The organism is Ramlibacter sp. JJN2-2R, from assembly GCF_057747835.1.
Genome location: NZ_CM173226.1, coordinates 1,111,127 through 1,126,678, shown reverse-complemented (window position 1 = coordinate 1,126,678; position 15,552 = coordinate 1,111,127). Strand labels below are relative to the sequence as shown.

Below are 15,552 nucleotides of genomic sequence, written 5' to 3'. Positions count from 1 at the left end.
GACGGCGGAGCAGCCGGCACACAGGAGTCCCATGGGCCACGCACTCATCGTCGAGGACGACGCCGACGCCGCGCGCACGATGGCGCAGCTGATCGCCAAGGAGGGCTTCTCCGCGGCGACGGCGCAGTCGTTGCACGAGGCGCGGCGGCAGATGGCGATGCAGCAGCCGGACGTGGTGCTGCTGGACCTGAAGCTGTCCGACGGCAACGGGATGGCGCTGCTCGACGACACCGACCTGATCGGCCAGGCGGAAGTGGTGCTGATGACCGGCCACGCGAGCCTGGAGACGTCGATCCAGGCCCTGCGCTGCGGCGCCGCCGACTACCTGGTCAAGCCGGTGAGCGCGCGCCAGCTGCACGGCATCCTGTCGCGGGTGATGAAGCCCGCGGTCATCCAGGACGAGGTGCGGTCGCTGCACGAGGGGCTGCGGCGCACCGGGCGCTTCGGCCACCTGGTGGGCCGCTCCGCGCCCATGGTGGCGGTGTACGAGCAGGTCGAGCGGGTCGCGCCCACCTCGGTCACGGTGTTCGTCACCGGCGAGAGCGGCACCGGCAAGGAGCTGGTCGCGCGCACCGTGCACGACCTCAGCCGCCGGCGCGCCAAGGCCTTCCTGGCGGTGAACTGCGGGGCCATCTCGCCGCACCTGATGGAAAGCGAGATCTTCGGCCACGAGAAGGGCAGCTTCACCGGCGCCGAGCGCCAGCACCAGGGCTTCTTCGAGCGCGCGCACGGGGGCACGCTGTTCCTCGACGAGATCACCGAGATGCCGCTGGAGCTGCAGGTCAAGCTGCTGCGGGTGCTGGAGACGGGCACCTTCATGCGCGTGGGCTCGACCACGCCGATCGAGACCGACGTGCGCGTCATCGCCGCCTCCAACCGCGACCCGGCGCTGGCACTCGCGCAGGGCAGGTTCCGCGAGGACCTGCATTACCGCCTGAACGTCTTCCCGATCGAGCTGCCGCCGCTGCGTGAACGGCTGGACGACCTGCCGCTGCTGGTCGATCACTTCCTGGGCGACATGGCGCGCCGCGAGGGGACGGCCAAGCAGGCGACCCCCGCCGCGCTCGAGCGACTGGCGCTAGGCCGCTGGCCGGGCAACGTCCGCGAGTTGCGCAACGTGCTGCAGCGCGCGTGGGTGATGGCGAGCGGCGCCGAGATCACCGAGCAGTGGCTGCCCCGCCCCGCGCAGCAGCCCCCGGGCGCCTTGCCGCGAGACGCGGCCGGCGCGGCCCCGCCCGGGCAGGCCGGCACCATCGCCGTGGGCATCGGCACGCCGCTCTCGGCCGTCGAGCGGCAGGTGATCGTGGCCACCCTCGAGCACTTCGGCCACCACAAGGAGCGGACCGCCGCCGCGCTCGGCGTGAGCCTGAAGACGCTCTACAACCGGCTGAAGGACTACGGCCTCTAGCGCACCAGCGGCAGGTGCGTGGCCGGCGTCAGCACCGGCGCGAGCCGGTGGCCGGTGCCCTGCTCGTAGGCATACGCGAACTGCAGCAGCCGGCCCTCGCTCCACGCCGTGCCCACGAAGCTCAGCCCGACCGGCAGCCCGTGGGCCTGGCCCATCGGCACCGTGATGCTCGGATAGCCCGCCACCGCGGCCGGGGTCGAACTCGCGCCCTGGTAGGCATCGCCGTTCACGTGGTCGGTCAGCCAGGCCGGCCCGCCGGTGGGCGCGACGATGGCATCGAGGCGATGCGCGCGCAGGACCTGGTCGATCCCCTCGCGCGCCAGCCGCCGGGCCTTGGCCGCCGCCTGCAGGTAGGCCGCGTCGGTGAGCGGCCCCTTGGCCTGGGCCTTGAGGAACAGCTCCTGGCCGAAATGCGGCATCTCGGTGTCGGCGTTGCGCTCGTTGAAGGCGATCACGTCGGCGAGCGTGCGCACCGGCACGCCGGTGCGGCCGGCGAGGTAACGGTCGAGCCCGTCCTTCAGCTCATGCAGGAGGACCTCCATCTCCTCGTCGTCGTAGTCGCCGAGCGAGCCGAAGTCGGCCGGATCCACCAGCACGGCGCCCAGCCGCTGCAGGTCGCGCAGCGCCTGCTCGAACAGGCGGTCGGTGTGGCGGTTGTAGCCGGTGACCCGCTTGCGCGCGACGCCGATGCGCATGCCGCGCAGGCCGTCGGCGCGCAGGAACGCCCGGTAGTCCGGCGCGATGCGGCCGGGCGCCTCGGCGGTGGCGGGATCGCCGGGGTCGGCACCGGCCAGCACGTTGAGCAGCACCGCGGCATCGGCCACGCTGCGCGTCATCGGGCCGGCGGTGTCCTGCGAGCGCGAGATGGGGATGATCCCGCTGCGGCTGACGAGCCCGACCGTGGGCTTGATGCCGACCAGTCCCGCGACGCTGCTGGGACAGAGGATGGAGCCGTCGGTCTCGGTCCCGACGCCGAGCGCCGCGTAGCCGGCGGCGATGGCCGCGCCCGTGCCCGAACTCGACCCGCACGGGTTGCGGCCGGCGCCGTACGGATTGGCCGTCTGGCCGCCCCGCGCGGACCAGCCGCTGCTGGACCGGCCGGAGCGGATGTTCGCCCACTCCGAGAGGTTGGTCTTGCCCAGCAGCACGGCGCCCGCCTCGCGCAGCCGGCGCACGAGGAAGGCGTCCTGCGGCGCGGGCGAGCCCACCAGCGCCAGCGAGCCGGCAGTGGTGAGCATGCGGTCGCCGGTGTCGATGTTGTCCTTCACGAGGACCGGGATGCCGTGCAGCGGGCCGCGCACGCGCCCGGCCTGGCGCTCGCGGTCGAGCGCACGGGCGATGGCGATCGCGTCCGGGTTGGCCTCGATCACGGCGTGCAAGCCGGCCGGGCCGCCGTCGTGGCGGCGGATGCGCTCGAGGCTCTCGCGGGTGAGTGCTTCGGCCGTGAGGCGCCCCTGCGCCATCGCGGCCTGGAGTTGCTCGACCGAAAGCTCCGCGGCCGGCGCCACCGAAGGGGCACCGGCCAGGAGGACCAGGAAGGGAAGGAAGCGAAGCAGGCGTCTGGGCGGCATGGTGCGGGCTGGTGGTGCGCCCGCGATGGTAGAGGCAGGCCGGCGCGACGTCGGCATCGCCGCGCCGGCCCGTGAAAAGCGTCAGGCCATCTTGCGTGCGGCGCGCGGCGCCTCGGCGGTCTGGCGCTCGCAGCCGGCGACCATTGCGGTGCGGCCGTCCTGCGCCAGCGTCTCGCGATGGCCGACCACCAGCACGCTCGGCAGCGTGACCAGCGTGCGCTCGGGCGGCGCCTGGTGGCCGTTGCCGGGGCCGGCGGTCAGCCACGCGGTGGCGACCACCGCGGCGATGGACAGGCCCGCCACGGCGCGGACAGTGCGCACGGCACCGGGATGGCGGAAGAAGGCGTTGGGCTCGTAACGGTTCATGGTCTGCTCCAGGGGGGCCACGCTGGCCCGATGGATGCACTGTAGGAAAGCGGCCCCGGCGCCGCACGCGGCATGCGACAGGCTGCGGCCACGCGCGACGAACTGCGGGACGGCCGGATCGAACCGGTGCTAGCCGGCCGGCCGGAGGCCGGGCACGCCCATTGCCGAGAGTTGCACGCCCCTTCCGGCATCACTTCAGAAAGGACAGGACCCCATGGCAACCCAGGACTCGTCACCCCAGAAGCAGGACAGCGGCACCGGCGCCAAGCGCAGCCTGCGCGGATTCGCCGCGATGGACCCCCAGCGCCAGCGCGAGATCGCCAGCCTCGGTGGGCGTGCCGCGCACCAAAGTGGACACGCGCACGAATTCACCACCGAGGAGGCGCGCGCGGCCGGCAAGAAACGGCATGCGGCACGCAATACCACCGGCGGAACCACCACCGGCGGCAGCGGCGGCGGCCAGGGCAGCCGCTGACGGGCTGCCACTGCCGGGCTGTAGGACGCGGCGGGGCGCGACGCCGCGCAGCCCGCCGACAGGGCGCGCGCGGGCGCGTTCCCAGAATGGCTCACGCGCCATGGACACCGCACCGCTTTCCACACCGTCGCTGCAGGACGCCAGCCGGGCCCTCTGGCTGGCCACGCTGTCGCTGATGGCCGCGTTCATGCAGACCCAGTCGCCCGCGCACCGCTACCTGATGGCCAAGCGGATCGCCCGCAATTTCGACACCCTGCGCGAGCAGGACTGCTTCTCCCAGGACTGCCGGCGCCGCTTCGCCCGGCTCGGCTCGCGCTGGCACGCCAAGGCGGCGCACCTGCACGGCGACCCGCCGCCCAGCCCCTGGCGGCGGCTGCTGGCGCACCTCGGCGTGGGCTGACGGCGGCTCGACCGTTGTACGCACTCACCTACACCGCGCACCGGGCGGTGCCGACAAGCCGCGCGCCGGAACATTTGCAGACTGCTGCAACACCTACGCACGAACATGGCGCAATCCAAAGCCAAGGGCATGGCCCCCACCTCCACGCGCACGCTGTGGAAGGGCGCCATCACGTTCGGGCTGGTGCACATCCCGATCGGGCTGTACTCGGCCACGGCCGAGAGCGACGTCGACTTCGACTGGCTCGACAAGCGCACCATGGACCCGGTGGGCTACAAGCGGGTCAACAAGAAGACCGGCAAGGAAATCGACAAGGACGACATCGTCAAGGGCGTCAAGCGGGACAACGGCGAGTACGTCGTGCTCACGTCCGACGAGATCGCCGAGGCCTACCCGCGCACCACGCAGACGATCGAGATCGAGTCGTTCGTCGATGCCGACGAGGTGCCGTTCGTCTACCTGGAGCGGCCCTACTACGTCGCGCCCGTGAACCGGGGCGACAAGGTCTATGCCCTGTTGCGCGAGGGCCTGAAGCAGACGCACAAGGTGGGCATCGCCAAGGTGGTGATCCAGACCAAGCAGCACCTGGCCGTGCTGATCCCGAGCGGTCCCGCGCTGGTGCTGAACCTGCTGCGCTGGGGCGGCGAGATCCGCTCCTGGGAGGACCTGAAGCTGCCGCCCACGGACGCCAAGGCCGCCGGGGTGAAGGACGCCGAGCTGAACATGGCCAAGCAGCTGATCGAGGGCATGAGCGCGCATTGGAGCGCGGACGCCTTCCGCGATTCCTTCAAGGACGAAATCATGAAGCTTGTCGAAGCCAAGGCGAAGGCCGGCCAGACCGAGCACGTGACGCCGGTGGAGAAGGCGCCGGCGGCCGGGGAAACCAACGTGGTGGACCTCACCGAGCTGCTGCGTCGCAGCCTGGGCGGCCGCTCGTCCGCGGCGCCGGCCCCGGCCCGCGCGCCGGCTGCCAGGCGCGGCAAAGCCGGCGCGCCTGCCAGCAAGCAGCCGGCCGCCAAGGAGCCGGCCGCCAGGAAGCGGGCGGCGCCCAAGAAGACCACGCCGGCGAAGACCCGCGCGCGCCGGGCCGCGTGACATGACGCCCCTCGCCTACCACGCGCTCTGGATGGCCTTGGCGCTGTGCGTCATCGCGGCCACGAGCGCCGTGCTGGCGACGCGGCTGCGCGTGCGCGACCGGCGGCGGCGCGACGCCGAGGAGGCGCTCGACGCGCTCGCGCGCTACTCGGAATGGCTCGCCGCGCAACGGCGGCAGGCCGGCTTCCAGGGCGATCGCGGCGAAGCCTCGCCGCTGGCGAGGGTGCGCGAGCTGCAGCAGGCCTCGTTCCCCGAGCACGCGCCGGCGATGGTGGAACTGCTGGAGGTCCATGCGCGCATCCTCGACTTCCTGTGGCGCCAGCAACTGCTGCGCGCCGGCGACCCCGAGGCCTGGCTCGAGTCCGACCACGACGCGCGGTTCATGGCGCTGTGGCGCGAGCACCGGGCCGCGGTGCATGCGCTGGCCGATCGCCTGCGCGAGCGGGCCGGGCAACTGCTGGTGGACGCGGAACCGGAATCGGTCTTTCCGGCCTGAGCGGCCCGGAAAAGCAAAAGCCCCGGCAAGCCGGGGCTTTGCGCTCGCGGTCAAGGAGTCAGGCGCTGGGAGCGCTGCTGTCGCTGCCACCCGCACGGGCTTCGGCGGCGCGGCGCGTGCGCACTTCGACGCTGCGGCGGGCAGCCGCACGGGCCTCCTCGCGCGAGAACTGATGGGCGCGGCCGGCGGCGTGCGCGGTGCGGCCGCCCAGTGCGGCGACCTGCTTCATCTTCTCGGCATCGAGCAGGGCGAAACCGCGCTTGCGAGGGGTATCCGTGGGGGTCATCTGGAGCTCCTGGTGAAAAGGTTGCCCATCCTTGGCGAAGCTCAGCGGCCCCTCTGTAGGACAACGCCTCTGGTGGCCGTCGGCAGCTTTCCTCAATGTGCTCAACGGCTCAGCCAGCCAGTGCGGTCGGTCCCCTTCCGCCGATGAGCTGCGGCTCGGCAGCCAGTTGGGCGGGCCCGTGTGCGGCGGGAAACTCCGGTAACAGCCGTGCGCCCGCCGCCCCTTCGAGGGGGCTCCTGTCGAGAATGGCGGCATGAACGAGCAACAACGCAGCGAACTGGAGCGCCTGCTCGACGCACGGGCGGCGGAGCTGGAAGCGGCCGTGCGTGGGCTGCGCGACGAGATCGCCTCGCCCGACGCCGGCACGGGCACCGTGCGCGATTCCGGCGAGGACGGCGACGCCCGCACGCTGGCCAGCATCGACGTGACGCAGCTGCGCCGGCAGGACGAGGAGTTGCGCGAGGTGCGCGAGGCGCGCGAGCGCATGCGCCGGGGCGACTACGGCCGCTGCGAGGAGTGCGACGAGCCCATCCCGTTCGAACGCCTGCAGGTGCGGCCCGAGGCGCGCTTCTGCATCCGCCACGAGGAGGAATGGGAGAAGGCGCACTCGCAGAACGGGCCGGTGCAGTCCTGAGGCCGCCGGCGCGGTAGAGTCGCGCCAGCACGACCCCAGGAGCACCCCTTGCCCCGACTTGGCTGCATCGCCGACGACTTCACCGGCGCCACCGACCTCGCCAACACGCTGGTGCGTGGCGGCATGCGCGCCGTGCAGACGATCGGCGTTCCCACCGGCGACGTCGGCGACGTCGATGCGATCGTCGTCGCGCTCAAGTCACGTACCATCGCGCCCCCCGACGCCGTGCGGCAGTCGCTGCAGGCGCTGCAGTGGCTGCAGGCCCAGGGCTGCACACAGTTCTACTTCAAGGTCTGCTCCACCTTCGACTCCACGCCCCAGGGCAACATCGGCCCGGTGGCCGAGGCCCTGCGGGAAGCGCTGGGCGCGCCCTTTTGCTGCGTGACCCCGGCCTTTCCCGAGAACGCGCGCACCGTCTACAAGGGCCACCTGTTCGTCGGCGACGCGCTGCTGAGCGACTCCGGGATGCGGCACCACCCGCTCACCCCGATGACGGACGCCAACCTCGTGCGCGTGCTGCAGGCCCAGTGCCGCGAGCGCGTGGGCCTGGTCGAACTGGCCACGGTGCGCGCCGGCGCCCAGGCGATCCGCGGCCGCATCGACGCCCTGCGCGAGGGGGGCTGCCGCTTCGGCATCGTCGATGCGATCGCCGACGACGACCTGCGCACGCTCGGGCAGGCGCTGGACGGCGCCCCCTTCATGGTGGGCGGCTCCGGGCTGGCCATCGGCCTGCCGCGCAACTTCGGCATCGCACCCTCGCCGCAGGCGGCCCGGCTGCCCGCAGCCGCCGGTGCGAAGGCGGTCGTCTCCGGCAGCTGCTCGACCGCCACGCAGGCCCAGGTGCAGCGCTTTCGCGACGCCGGGCTGCCGGCCTTCGAGGTGCAACCGCTGCGCGTCGCGGAGGGCGAGGACGTCGTCGCGCAGGCGCTGGCGTGGGCCAAGCCGCTGCTGGGCGACACGCCCGTCCTCGTCTACTCCACCGCGAGCGCCGATGCGCTGCGCGAGGTGCAGCAGCGCCTGGGCGTCGACCGTGCAGGCGCGCTGGTGGAACAGGCGTTGGCCGCGATCGCCAGGGGCCTGGTGCAGGCCGGCGTGGGACGGCTGGTGGTCGCCGGCGGCGAGACGTCCGGTGCCGCCGTGCAGGCACTGGGCATCGCGCAGCTGCGCATCGGGCCGCAGATCGACCCGGGCGTGCCCTGGTGCTTCGCGCAAGGCGCTGCGGGCCGGGACCTGCACCTGGCCCTGAAGTCCGGCAACTTTGGCGGCCCGGACTTCTTCACCCGCGCGTTCGAGGTGCTGGCATGAACGAGGACCTGGCGCGCGCGGAGATCTGCCGCGTGGGCCGCAGCCTGTTCGAGCGCGGGCTGGTGCATGCCACGGCCGGCAACATCAGCGTGCGGCTCGAGGGCGGCGGCTTCCTGATCACGCCCACCGACGCGTGCCTGGGTTTTCTCGCGCCCGCCCAGCTGGCCAAGGTGGACGCCGACGGCCGCCAGCTCGATGGCGAGCCGGCGAGCAAGACGCTCGCGCTGCACCGGCGCATCTACGAGGCGGCCGGCGACGAGGCAGGCTGCGTGATCCACACGCACAGCACGCATTGCGTCGCGATCACGCTGCAGCCGCATGGCGACGAGCTGCTTCCCCCCATCACGCCGTATTTCGTGATGAAGGTGGGCCGCGTGCCGGTGCTGCCCTACCGCCGCCCGGGCGATCCCGAAACGGCGGCCCTCGTGGCGGCGGAGATCCGGCGCCGCCACGCCGCGGGCGCCCCCGTGCGGGCCGTGATGCTGCCCCGCCTGGGCCCCAACGTGTGGCACCGCACGCCTGCGCAGGCCATGGCGGTGCTCGAGGAACTGGAGGAGACCGCCCGCCTCTGGCTGCTGGCCTCGCCCCGGCCGCAGCCGCTGGACGACGCGGCGCTGGCCGACCTGCGCGCCGCGTTCGGCGCGCGCTGGTGAGGCGGCACCGGTTGCCGGGCGCACCCCCGGCTGCGCATCATCGGTGCCCCTCAGGGCGCGGCGGGCTCGGCGGGCAGGGCCGCCACCACCTCGAAGACCGACAACACCGGCTCGGCGCCGGCGGCGCGGAACATCAGCACGCCGGCGGGCGTTCCGGCGCTGCGCATCGCGGCGAGCGCCTCACGCGACGTCCACCAGGTCTGGATGCGCCAGCGCGTGGCGTCCTGCAGGTCGTGCACCAGTTCCGTCCGCACCAGGCCGGGCGGAAACGGCCCCGACCCCGCCGCGGTATACGCCGTCCGCAATGCCGCTGCATGGCCAGGATCGACCTGGGCTTCGAGAACGGTGAGGATCATGGCGGCCTCCTTGGGGTTGCGCCACAGATGTACACCTGCGCGACGGCAGCATCAAGGGCGCGGCGGCCATGAAAAAACCCGCGCGAGGCGGGTTTTCTGGTTGGCGGAGCAGGAGGGTTTCATACCAACCGTGGCGCGCGGGCTTCCAGCTGATGCGTTGGTCAAATACCCACGTTCTTGCCCACACGACCTTGAACAACTTACTAACTCGCCCGGACGCGCAGCAGTCCTAGCGCAGATGACAGCGAACCACCGTTGTCCTACCATGCAAGCTCATCAGGCAGAGGCGACACATGGATTTGGGGTTCAACAAGTACAGCCACTTCCAGCAGGCAGATCCCACCGTATGGGTGCGATTGGGTTGAATGATGGTCCCTCAACCGTCCACCAGTCTCAAGTCGTTCGCCTGCCCGCATTGCGGAGCACACGCCGATCAGGCTTGGTACAACGTGTTCGCAACTCAAATAAAAAGCGACGAGAACAACAGGCTTCCTGTTCTCCCCACGGAAAAGGTTGCGGCGAACGCGCGGGCATTTGCGGGAAGCGCCCGATCAAGCGATCAAGAGAAGGCACAGAAGCTTGAACGGATTGCCCGATGGGCAGAGAAGATGCTCGCAGGCGAGCCGTTTCTGCACCACGAGCCCTACATAAACGCGCAGGTCGTCCTCTCAAATGTGTTCGTGAGCGCCTGCTATACGTGTCGCCAGCTTGCACTCTGGGTGCATGACAGGATGATCTATCCGCCTGCAATGGCCGGTCCTGCTCCGAATGCGGACCTTCCAGAAGAGCTGCAGGCAGACTTTGAAGAGGCGCGGCGCATCGTTGACCTTTCACCCAGAGGCGCCGCTGCGCTACTCAGATTGCTAGTGCAGAAACTTTGCGCGCACCTAGGTCTGGCAGGCGGCAACATCAACGACGACATCGGCGCGCTGGTTCGAAAGGGCCTGGATCCTAGCGTGCAGCAAGCTCTAGATGCTGTCCGCGTCATTGGAAACGAAGCGGTTCACCCGGGCCAGATGGACCTTCGCGATGATCGCGATACTGCCCTGTTGTTGTTCGATCTGGCGAACGACATCACCGCTCAAATGATCAGCCGTCCGAAGCGTGCGCAGGAGATCTACTCGAGGCTACCGCCCGACAAGCGTGACGCGATTGCGAGGCGGGACGGGTCAGGCAAGTGAATCCCCTCGAGAGAGCCGCCATCGAGCCGGACGGCGACCCACACTTGTCCGAACACGGTCGGTGGGTCGTCGCAATCGGCGAGTTCATCACGTCATTTGCCGAGTGTGAGTTCTTCACGCACCGGATCGTGCGCGAGCTTCTTCCCCCCCGCGTGGCCGCACTCATCAGCCAGCAAGCACTAGAGGCGCGCAGCCGCATCGCTCGAGCGGCAATCGAAGATGCCGACCTTGGAATCCCGGAGGCGCAGTTGAACGAGGTCTTCAAGAACCTGACGGTGATTGGCGCATTCCGCAACATCGTTGCGCACAACCCGCCGATGTTCACCGTCTATGAAGCGGTTGACGACCCCAACGAGGTGCGCATCGTCGTCGAGATGGTCAATGGACGGAACCCCGAGAAGGAGCCCAGCCTGCACGAGGTGCTGGTGAAGATCGAAGAGGTCAAAGCTCAGAGCTTGCGCATGGTTGACCTGATGAAAGCGATCACAGACGCTAGGCGCACAGCGTGAAGATGGTCAACATCCCAGGGCCGATGCAAGTTGCCCTCCAGACTGCGCGCGGCATGCCTCTCTCCTTTCTAAACGGAATTTAATCCGGGCGTGGGGTGGCGGGCGGTCTGGAGGGCGCGGCGTTTATGACTTCCGACCCCCCCTCCCCAAAAGCAGCTTCGCCAGCCTGCATGGCAATGGAGATGGGGCGAACTCAACAGCTTGCGGCACAATGATAAAGCGGGGGGCTCGCTCTAGAACAGTCCGATCCGCGCTAGCAAGAATCCATCAATCAAAGTTGCACATGCCGGAAACGAAACGCTTGGTCCACACGTATTACTACGACCTAGACGCCAGGAAGATCCAGAGGAACAGTTGGAATGGAGGCCACTCCGGCTGGGTCATGGCGCAGAACAACGACGTGATCCGAGTTCGGAATCAAGTTTCCAACCTAATCACTCGTGGGGGCTGGACTCTGGTGTCCGTGCAGCCAGTTGATGTCGGCCACTACTACGCTCACGCCTTGTCGAACGGCACTGCTTTGCAATCCTCGTGGGGCGGCGGCTACGGTTATGGAGCGTCAGCCACCAACGGACTGTTAGTCACGGTCGAGAAGATACTACCGGCAGACATCGTGGACAGAATCTGCGACGCCCGGGAACAAGTAATCGCCAAGATGACGGAAGTCCGAGGAGAAGAGATCGAGGAGAAGAAAAGGATGCTTGGAGGAAGCCATTGGCTTTTCCGAGGAACCGAGTACGCGGATTGGCAATCCGCTTCGGATGCGCGTGAAAGTGCGGCGTACGACGCATATAGCTCCGCGTTCGACCAGGCGCAACTCGGTGAGCTGCTGAAAACGCCCCCCGTTGAAGCTGCAAAGGAAGTGGCGTAAGGGGGATGCCCGCGCCCGCCTGGAGCAACGGCGTCGCGAGCTGCTGCGGGTTTTTTTGTCCGTGGCACTCGCGCAGCTAATCCACGGGCGGCCCCGAACGAGGGACCGCCTCCCCGACACAAGCGTCAGGTTGCAGGCGTGATCAGACGCGCACTGCCCACCGTGCGAAAGACAGGGATCACCCGCACTTCCCCGAGCAGCGTGATCAGGTTCTTCGTGAAGTCATCGCCGCTGTAGGCCATCTCGACCGCGAAGCCGTCCACGACCAAGAGTTCGCTATGGCTGGAATCCATCACGAGTGCTTTGCCTGCGTTGATGGTGGGCGAGAGCACGACGCGCAGCCCGCGCATTTCCATCGGCAGCAGACCCAGGTAGGAGCCAGACAGGTAGTGGTCGTTCGCCGTGCCCTTGGCAACAGTCACCGCGAGCCAGTCGTTCGGGTTCAGAACCACGTAGTCAGGTGCAAATCCAGCGGTCTGCATCGTTGCCACCGCCTCGGACACCGCGTCGGGGATCGTGCTGTACACGAGCGAGGTGTAGGCAGTCGCGAGCGCCTCGAAGCCGCTGAACGAGGGAGTAACGACACCGTCCACCAGAGCAACATCCAGCGCCGTGGCGACACTGCGGGCGAGGGTGGTATCGACGGCACGGCGCAACTCGTCGCTGTCATTGAGGGCCTGCCGCGACATCTTCGTGTACCCGGCAATCGTGATCGCAGCCTGGGTCACAAGCGTGTGCGTGGGGCGGACGGCAGCCTTCGTGTCACCCTCGGCGGCCTGGACGGCTGCTGCCCCTTCGACTCCCGTGTATCGGCTGTAGTCGGCACTGGTCGCGGAAGCACCGCGAGTAGGCAACGCATTCTGGAGGCCCAGCACACCGCCCACGGGAGCACCGACGCCTGCGCCGAGGATCTTGCGACCGCTGGTGGTCGTCACGGGATCTGTCGCAGCCTTGATCTCCAGACGGACAGTACGCGTCTTCTCGAACAGATCGCGGTTGGCCGCGAACGCCTTCACGACCTGGGTGCCGAACGTTTCCGCCTTGCTGGTGGTCGGCTCGCCGCGCATCACGCCGCGCTGCTCAAGACAGGTGATCCGGTCGGCCAGTTCGTCCTGCCTGTCGCGAAAGTCGGACAGGTTGCTCTCGACTCGGTCGAGGCTCTTCAAAATGGTCTCGTAGGCCATGTGGCCCTCCAACGTAAGAGGTTGACGAATACGCCGCCTAGTACGCCGGACCTAACTCCCTCAGGCCGACTACATCGGTTCGCCGAGGGAAGTGGCCCACATACATCCCGCATGTGACCGTTCCCGCGACGCCGCACCAGCATGTGATGCGCCCGCATTCATGCTACCAAAACTGTAGCAACCGTCAATGGCTGCGGCTCGAGCGCCCCAGGAACGGGATGTTCGCCACCTCAACTCGCCGGTCGCTGCTATCGATCAGGAGAACGCCGATGCGAGCAGGACCAGTGACTTTCACTTCCGCCGACACACCCGCGCCAGCGAGCATGTGATCCAGGGCGGCGGGGTGACGGTTCATCACCCGCGCGACGGCTTCGGTTGCGAGCTCCATGAGCTTGAGATGGAGCGTCTCGTCGGTCATATCGGCGGGGCAGATTTCGGTGTTCGTCATGTATTCGCCTTTCATGGAATGTTGGAACTGGAAGAGCTGGGTCCAGCAGGTGCGTTAGGGTTAGGGTCGCAACTGCTGCTGCGCGGCCACTTCGTGTGCGCGCATTTCCCCCATACCCCCTTGCGGCGAAGTCGCCGCAGTCGCCGCAGGCTGCGCGGCGGGTGCGCCGTTCGCGGTGACATGGCGAGTCGCCGCAGTCGCCGCACCCCCAGTAAGATTCAGGCCGGATTGGCTGACCCGCCAGCCCTCGCGCGACTTGCGGTCGGCACCCTTGTAGAGGACCCGCTCCAAGTAGCCGTCGCGTTCGGCCTTGCGCAGCAGGTCGAACACTTCGGCGTCCTTGAGCCGTTTAGGGAAGCTGGGTTCCTGCCGCAAGACCTTGGCTGCGTTCGTGCGGGAAGTCACAGCCGTCGTGATGTGCTCGCCCCGTTCGGTGTATTCAGCGATGAGCTTCAACAGCGCACGCTCGTTTTCGCGGTCGGCGATCCCTTGAACCACAGGGCCAAACGCTTCGTCTAGCTGGGGCAGGCCGTTGGTAGGCCAGACGAGGCGTAGCGGCGCATGGAGCGGCCCGAGGTTGTGCTTCTGGTGCTCGATCACGAGCGACCCGTCCGATTCACGGCGCATGAACAGGCGCGAGCGCGCCGAGTTGTGCCACGCCGTGGAGCCCGAATAGGTCTCGGTGCCAGTCCGCTCCTGCCTGCTGGTGCCCTTATCGACGTGGGCGAGCAGGATGACCGCCGCTTGCAGCTCCCTCGCCAGCCTTGCCAGGGCCCGCATGAAGCCGCGCACCTGCGCGCGGGCGATCTCGTTCCCGGCGAAGACGTCGCTGGCGTTGTCCACGATCAGCAGCTTGATCTCGTGAGCCTGGAGGTACTCGCGCAGGGACCCGTAGGCAGCAGTGGTCTGGCCTTCGCGGATTCCCGCCAGGGAACCGTCTGTGAATAACGCGGGGTCGTGCGATGCCGCATCCAGCAGGTGCAGCTTCCCTGCAAGGTCCGCCGATGGCACACCCATGGACCGGAAGATGTGTGCCAGCCGGTGGCGCAGCAGGTTTGCGCCGTCCTCACCGGAGTAAAACGCCACGTTGCCCTGGCGGGTGGGAATACCGAACAGGGGGCGACCCAGTGCGGTGCATACGGCCAGCATCAGCATCACCTCGGTCTTACCGACGCCGCCATGTGCGCCGAGGATCGTCACGTGCTCCTGCGGTACAAGCCCCTCCCAAGCGAACAGCGGCGGCCTTGGTGGAGCGCGGTCCAGGTCGTCAAACGGCACTATGTCGAAATGGCGCACCGCAGGCTGTGGCCACGCTTCGGGCACATAGGGGCGTCCGCTGTTGACAATGCGCTGGACGGCTTCTGCGGTCATGCTGCCCTCGCGACGTCGTTAAGGTCCGCGCCGGTTTGGTCCGGTACTACGACGAAAGCCTCGCGACCAGCGGCGTGCCAGCGTCCGGCGCACCGGAGGGCGGCGCGTTGCCCGGCGTCGTCGTTGTCGCTTCCGATCAAAAGAACTTCGATCCCGGCAAGCACCGGCATCGCAGCGAGATTGCCTGCATCGACCAGCGCCCAGGCGGGCCGGAAGCCGTGCGCGAGGCTGAGGGCGGTTTCGACGCCCTCGGTGATGCCGAGCCCTGTCGTTACGCATTCGTCTGGCCAGAGACGGATAACACCCCCTTGCTTGCGGTGGCCGCCCAGCAGCAATCGCGCCGGAGCGACGTTTGCCTTCTCCCCGTCCTTGCGGATCCACGTGCGATGCAGGCTGATCGGCTCGCGCGTAACAGCGTCGGTGACAAGCGCGATCAGCGCAGGTCCGACATAGCCGGTGGGATGCGGCAATTCGGGATGGAACCGCAGGTCGCCGTCGGCGGGAGGCAAGACGCAGCGGCGTGCCACCAAGTAGGCCCGCCCGTCCCCCTGAATGCAGCCCGATGCCGTCCAGAGATCGCGTCCGTAGGCCGAGAGGGACTCGTGTTTGGGGCGCACCACGGGCGCGGGACGCACCTTGCCGTGGGTGAAAATCTTGGCGCGGTCACGTACCCAGTGTTCGACATAGCCGCACCGGAAACAATGCGCCACGCCACCGTCGAGATCGACAGTGACACCAAGGGCCGTGTCTTTCGGGCCGCGCCTGCACGCCGGACACGGCATGCGATGGCTCTTACCGACCTCAAGGTGCTGGAAGATGGTCACGGCTGCACTCCCAGGAGGCGGGCGAACGTTTCCAGTTCGCCAAGGTTCCGGCAGTGGCGAACTCCGTCCCAGGCAGGGCGCACGACAACGAAGCCGCCGCTCGCGAGTTCATGAACAGC

19 protein-coding genes are annotated in these 15,552 nt (G+C 68.6%); 11 read left to right on the top strand and 8 right to left on the bottom strand.

Annotated features, from left to right (window positions below; translation table 11 throughout):
- Positions 1–31 precede the first annotated feature (31 nt).
- Positions 32–1,408, top strand: a complete 1,377-nt coding sequence (locus tag AC3ANR_RS05490; RefSeq protein ID WP_488290866.1) for a sigma-54-dependent transcriptional regulator — start codon at positions 32–34, stop codon at positions 1,406–1,408.
- Here the strand turns inward: AC3ANR_RS05490 and AC3ANR_RS05485 are convergent.
- Together AC3ANR_RS05485 and AC3ANR_RS05480 are read right to left on the bottom strand one after the other, a co-directional pair.
- Entirely contained in the window at positions 1,405–2,979 is a 1,575-nt protein-coding gene (locus tag AC3ANR_RS05485) for an amidase (protein ID WP_488290865.1), read from the bottom strand. The genes AC3ANR_RS05490 and AC3ANR_RS05485 overlap by 4 nt on opposite strands.
- Positions 2,980–3,060: 81 nt before the next feature.
- Entirely contained in the window at positions 3,061–3,345 is a 285-nt protein-coding gene (locus AC3ANR_RS05480; protein WP_488290864.1) for a hypothetical protein, read from the bottom strand.
- Positions 3,346–3,559: 214 nt separating this feature from the next.
- Between AC3ANR_RS05480 and AC3ANR_RS05475 the strand changes: the two genes are divergently transcribed.
- The 4 genes from AC3ANR_RS05475 to AC3ANR_RS05460 all read left to right on the top strand — a co-directional run bounded on the left by AC3ANR_RS05475 (position 3,560) and on the right by AC3ANR_RS05460 (position 5,811).
- Positions 3,560–3,820 carry a KGG domain-containing protein gene (locus tag AC3ANR_RS05475; RefSeq protein WP_488290863.1) on the top strand — a complete coding sequence of 87 codons (261 nt, stop codon included), beginning with the start codon at positions 3,560–3,562 and terminating at the stop codon, positions 3,818–3,820.
- A 100-nt stretch (positions 3,821–3,920) separates the two neighbouring features.
- The gene (locus AC3ANR_RS05470) at positions 3,921–4,220 is read left to right on the top strand and encodes a hypothetical protein (protein ID WP_488290862.1); all 300 of its coding nucleotides are present in this window, start codon (positions 3,921–3,923) and stop codon (positions 4,218–4,220) included.
- 105 nt (positions 4,221–4,325) lie between these two features.
- Positions 4,326–5,315, top strand: coding sequence for a non-homologous end joining protein Ku (gene ku / locus AC3ANR_RS05465; RefSeq protein WP_488290861.1), 990 nt, complete (start codon positions 4,326–4,328; stop codon positions 5,313–5,315).
- Position 5,316: 1 nt separating this feature from the next.
- Positions 5,317–5,811: a hypothetical protein gene (locus AC3ANR_RS05460; protein WP_488290860.1), complete on the top strand. Its 495-nt coding sequence runs from the start codon at positions 5,317–5,319 to the stop codon at positions 5,809–5,811.
- A gap of 58 nt (positions 5,812–5,869) precedes the next feature.
- Here AC3ANR_RS05460 and AC3ANR_RS05455 read toward each other — a convergent pair whose 3' ends face one another.
- On the bottom strand, positions 5,870–6,097 hold the full coding sequence (locus tag AC3ANR_RS05455; protein WP_488290859.1) for a hypothetical protein: 228 nt from the start codon (positions 6,095–6,097) through the stop codon (positions 5,870–5,872).
- A 253-nt stretch (positions 6,098–6,350) separates the two neighbouring features.
- Between AC3ANR_RS05455 and AC3ANR_RS05450 the strand changes: the two genes are divergently transcribed.
- The 3 genes from AC3ANR_RS05450 to AC3ANR_RS05440 are packed head-to-tail and all read left to right on the top strand — an operon-like array spanning position 6,351 to position 8,689.
- Positions 6,351–6,731, top strand: coding sequence for a TraR/DksA family transcriptional regulator (locus tag AC3ANR_RS05450; RefSeq protein WP_488290858.1), 381 nt, complete (start codon positions 6,351–6,353; stop codon positions 6,729–6,731).
- Between the two features lie 48 nt (positions 6,732–6,779).
- Positions 6,780–8,036 carry a 3-oxo-tetronate kinase gene (gene otnK / locus AC3ANR_RS05445; protein WP_488290857.1) on the top strand — a complete coding sequence of 419 codons (1,257 nt, stop codon included), beginning with the start codon at positions 6,780–6,782 and terminating at the stop codon, positions 8,034–8,036.
- Positions 8,033–8,689: a class II aldolase/adducin family protein gene (locus AC3ANR_RS05440; RefSeq protein WP_488290856.1), complete on the top strand. Its 657-nt coding sequence runs from the start codon at positions 8,033–8,035 to the stop codon at positions 8,687–8,689. Before otnK ends, AC3ANR_RS05440 begins: the two co-directional genes overlap by 4 nt.
- Positions 8,690–8,739: 50 nt before the next feature.
- On the opposite strand, the gene AC3ANR_RS05435 is transcribed toward AC3ANR_RS05440, so the two are convergent.
- Entirely contained in the window at positions 8,740–9,045 is a 306-nt protein-coding gene (locus AC3ANR_RS05435) for an antibiotic biosynthesis monooxygenase (protein WP_488290855.1), read from the bottom strand.
- 365 nt (positions 9,046–9,410) lie between these two features.
- Between AC3ANR_RS05435 and AC3ANR_RS05430 the strand changes: the two genes are divergently transcribed.
- The 3 genes from AC3ANR_RS05430 to AC3ANR_RS05420 all read left to right on the top strand — a co-directional run bounded on the left by AC3ANR_RS05430 (position 9,411) and on the right by AC3ANR_RS05420 (position 11,606).
- Positions 9,411–10,226 carry a DUF4145 domain-containing protein gene (locus tag AC3ANR_RS05430; RefSeq protein ID WP_488290854.1) on the top strand — a complete coding sequence of 272 codons (816 nt, stop codon included), beginning with the start codon at positions 9,411–9,413 and terminating at the stop codon, positions 10,224–10,226.
- The gene (locus tag AC3ANR_RS05425) at positions 10,223–10,735 is read left to right on the top strand and encodes a hypothetical protein (RefSeq protein WP_488290853.1); all 513 of its coding nucleotides are present in this window, start codon (positions 10,223–10,225) and stop codon (positions 10,733–10,735) included. Before AC3ANR_RS05430 ends, AC3ANR_RS05425 begins: the two co-directional genes overlap by 4 nt.
- A 382-nt stretch (positions 10,736–11,117) precedes the next feature.
- Positions 11,118–11,606 carry a hypothetical protein gene (locus tag AC3ANR_RS05420; protein WP_488290852.1) on the top strand — a complete coding sequence of 163 codons (489 nt, stop codon included), beginning with the start codon at positions 11,118–11,120 and terminating at the stop codon, positions 11,604–11,606.
- Between the two features lie 125 nt (positions 11,607–11,731).
- On the opposite strand, the gene AC3ANR_RS05415 is transcribed toward AC3ANR_RS05420, so the two are convergent.
- The 4 genes from AC3ANR_RS05415 to AC3ANR_RS05400 form a co-directional block, all read right to left on the bottom strand.
- The gene (locus AC3ANR_RS05415) at positions 11,732–12,790 is read right to left on the bottom strand and encodes a phage major capsid protein (protein WP_488290851.1); all 1,059 of its coding nucleotides are present in this window, start codon (positions 12,788–12,790) and stop codon (positions 11,732–11,734) included.
- 184 nt (positions 12,791–12,974) lie between these two features.
- Positions 12,975–13,253, bottom strand: coding sequence for a hypothetical protein (locus tag AC3ANR_RS05410; protein WP_488290850.1), 279 nt, complete (start codon positions 13,251–13,253; stop codon positions 12,975–12,977).
- 45 nt (positions 13,254–13,298) lie between these two features.
- Positions 13,299–14,609, bottom strand: coding sequence for an AAA family ATPase (locus tag AC3ANR_RS05405; RefSeq protein WP_488290849.1), 1,311 nt, complete (start codon positions 14,607–14,609; stop codon positions 13,299–13,301).
- Positions 14,606–15,433, bottom strand: a complete 828-nt coding sequence (locus tag AC3ANR_RS05400; protein ID WP_488290848.1) for a DUF7146 domain-containing protein — start codon at positions 15,431–15,433, stop codon at positions 14,606–14,608. Before AC3ANR_RS05400 ends, AC3ANR_RS05405 begins: the two co-directional genes overlap by 4 nt.
- Positions 15,434–15,552 lie beyond the last annotated feature (119 nt).

Coding starts and splice junctions, on each gene's coding strand:
- AC3ANR_RS05490 (WP_488290866.1), top strand. CDS start 32: ATGGGCCACGCACTCATCGTCGAGGACGACGCCGACGCCGCGCGCACG.
- AC3ANR_RS05485 (WP_488290865.1), bottom strand. CDS start 2,979: ATGCCGCCCAGACGCCTGCTTCGCTTCCTTCCCTTCCTGGTCCTCCTG.
- AC3ANR_RS05480 (WP_488290864.1), bottom strand. CDS start 3,345: ATGAACCGTTACGAGCCCAACGCCTTCTTCCGCCATCCCGGTGCCGTG.
- AC3ANR_RS05475 (WP_488290863.1), top strand. CDS start 3,560: ATGGCAACCCAGGACTCGTCACCCCAGAAGCAGGACAGCGGCACCGGC.
- AC3ANR_RS05470 (WP_488290862.1), top strand. CDS start 3,921: ATGGACACCGCACCGCTTTCCACACCGTCGCTGCAGGACGCCAGCCGG.
- ku (WP_488290861.1), top strand. CDS start 4,326: ATGGCGCAATCCAAAGCCAAGGGCATGGCCCCCACCTCCACGCGCACG.
- AC3ANR_RS05460 (WP_488290860.1), top strand. CDS start 5,317: ATGACGCCCCTCGCCTACCACGCGCTCTGGATGGCCTTGGCGCTGTGC.
- AC3ANR_RS05455 (WP_488290859.1), bottom strand. CDS start 6,097: ATGACCCCCACGGATACCCCTCGCAAGCGCGGTTTCGCCCTGCTCGAT.
- AC3ANR_RS05450 (WP_488290858.1), top strand. CDS start 6,351: ATGAACGAGCAACAACGCAGCGAACTGGAGCGCCTGCTCGACGCACGG.
- AC3ANR_RS05440 (WP_488290856.1), top strand. CDS start 8,033: ATGAACGAGGACCTGGCGCGCGCGGAGATCTGCCGCGTGGGCCGCAGC.
- AC3ANR_RS05435 (WP_488290855.1), bottom strand. CDS start 9,045: ATGATCCTCACCGTTCTCGAAGCCCAGGTCGATCCTGGCCATGCAGCG.
- AC3ANR_RS05430 (WP_488290854.1), top strand. CDS start 9,411: ATGATGGTCCCTCAACCGTCCACCAGTCTCAAGTCGTTCGCCTGCCCG.
- AC3ANR_RS05420 (WP_488290852.1), top strand. CDS start 11,118: ATGGCGCAGAACAACGACGTGATCCGAGTTCGGAATCAAGTTTCCAAC.
- AC3ANR_RS05415 (WP_488290851.1), bottom strand. CDS start 12,790: ATGGCCTACGAGACCATTTTGAAGAGCCTCGACCGAGTCGAGAGCAAC.
- AC3ANR_RS05410 (WP_488290850.1), bottom strand. CDS start 13,253: ATGAAAGGCGAATACATGACGAACACCGAAATCTGCCCCGCCGATATG.
- AC3ANR_RS05405 (WP_488290849.1), bottom strand. CDS start 14,609: ATGACCGCAGAAGCCGTCCAGCGCATTGTCAACAGCGGACGCCCCTAT.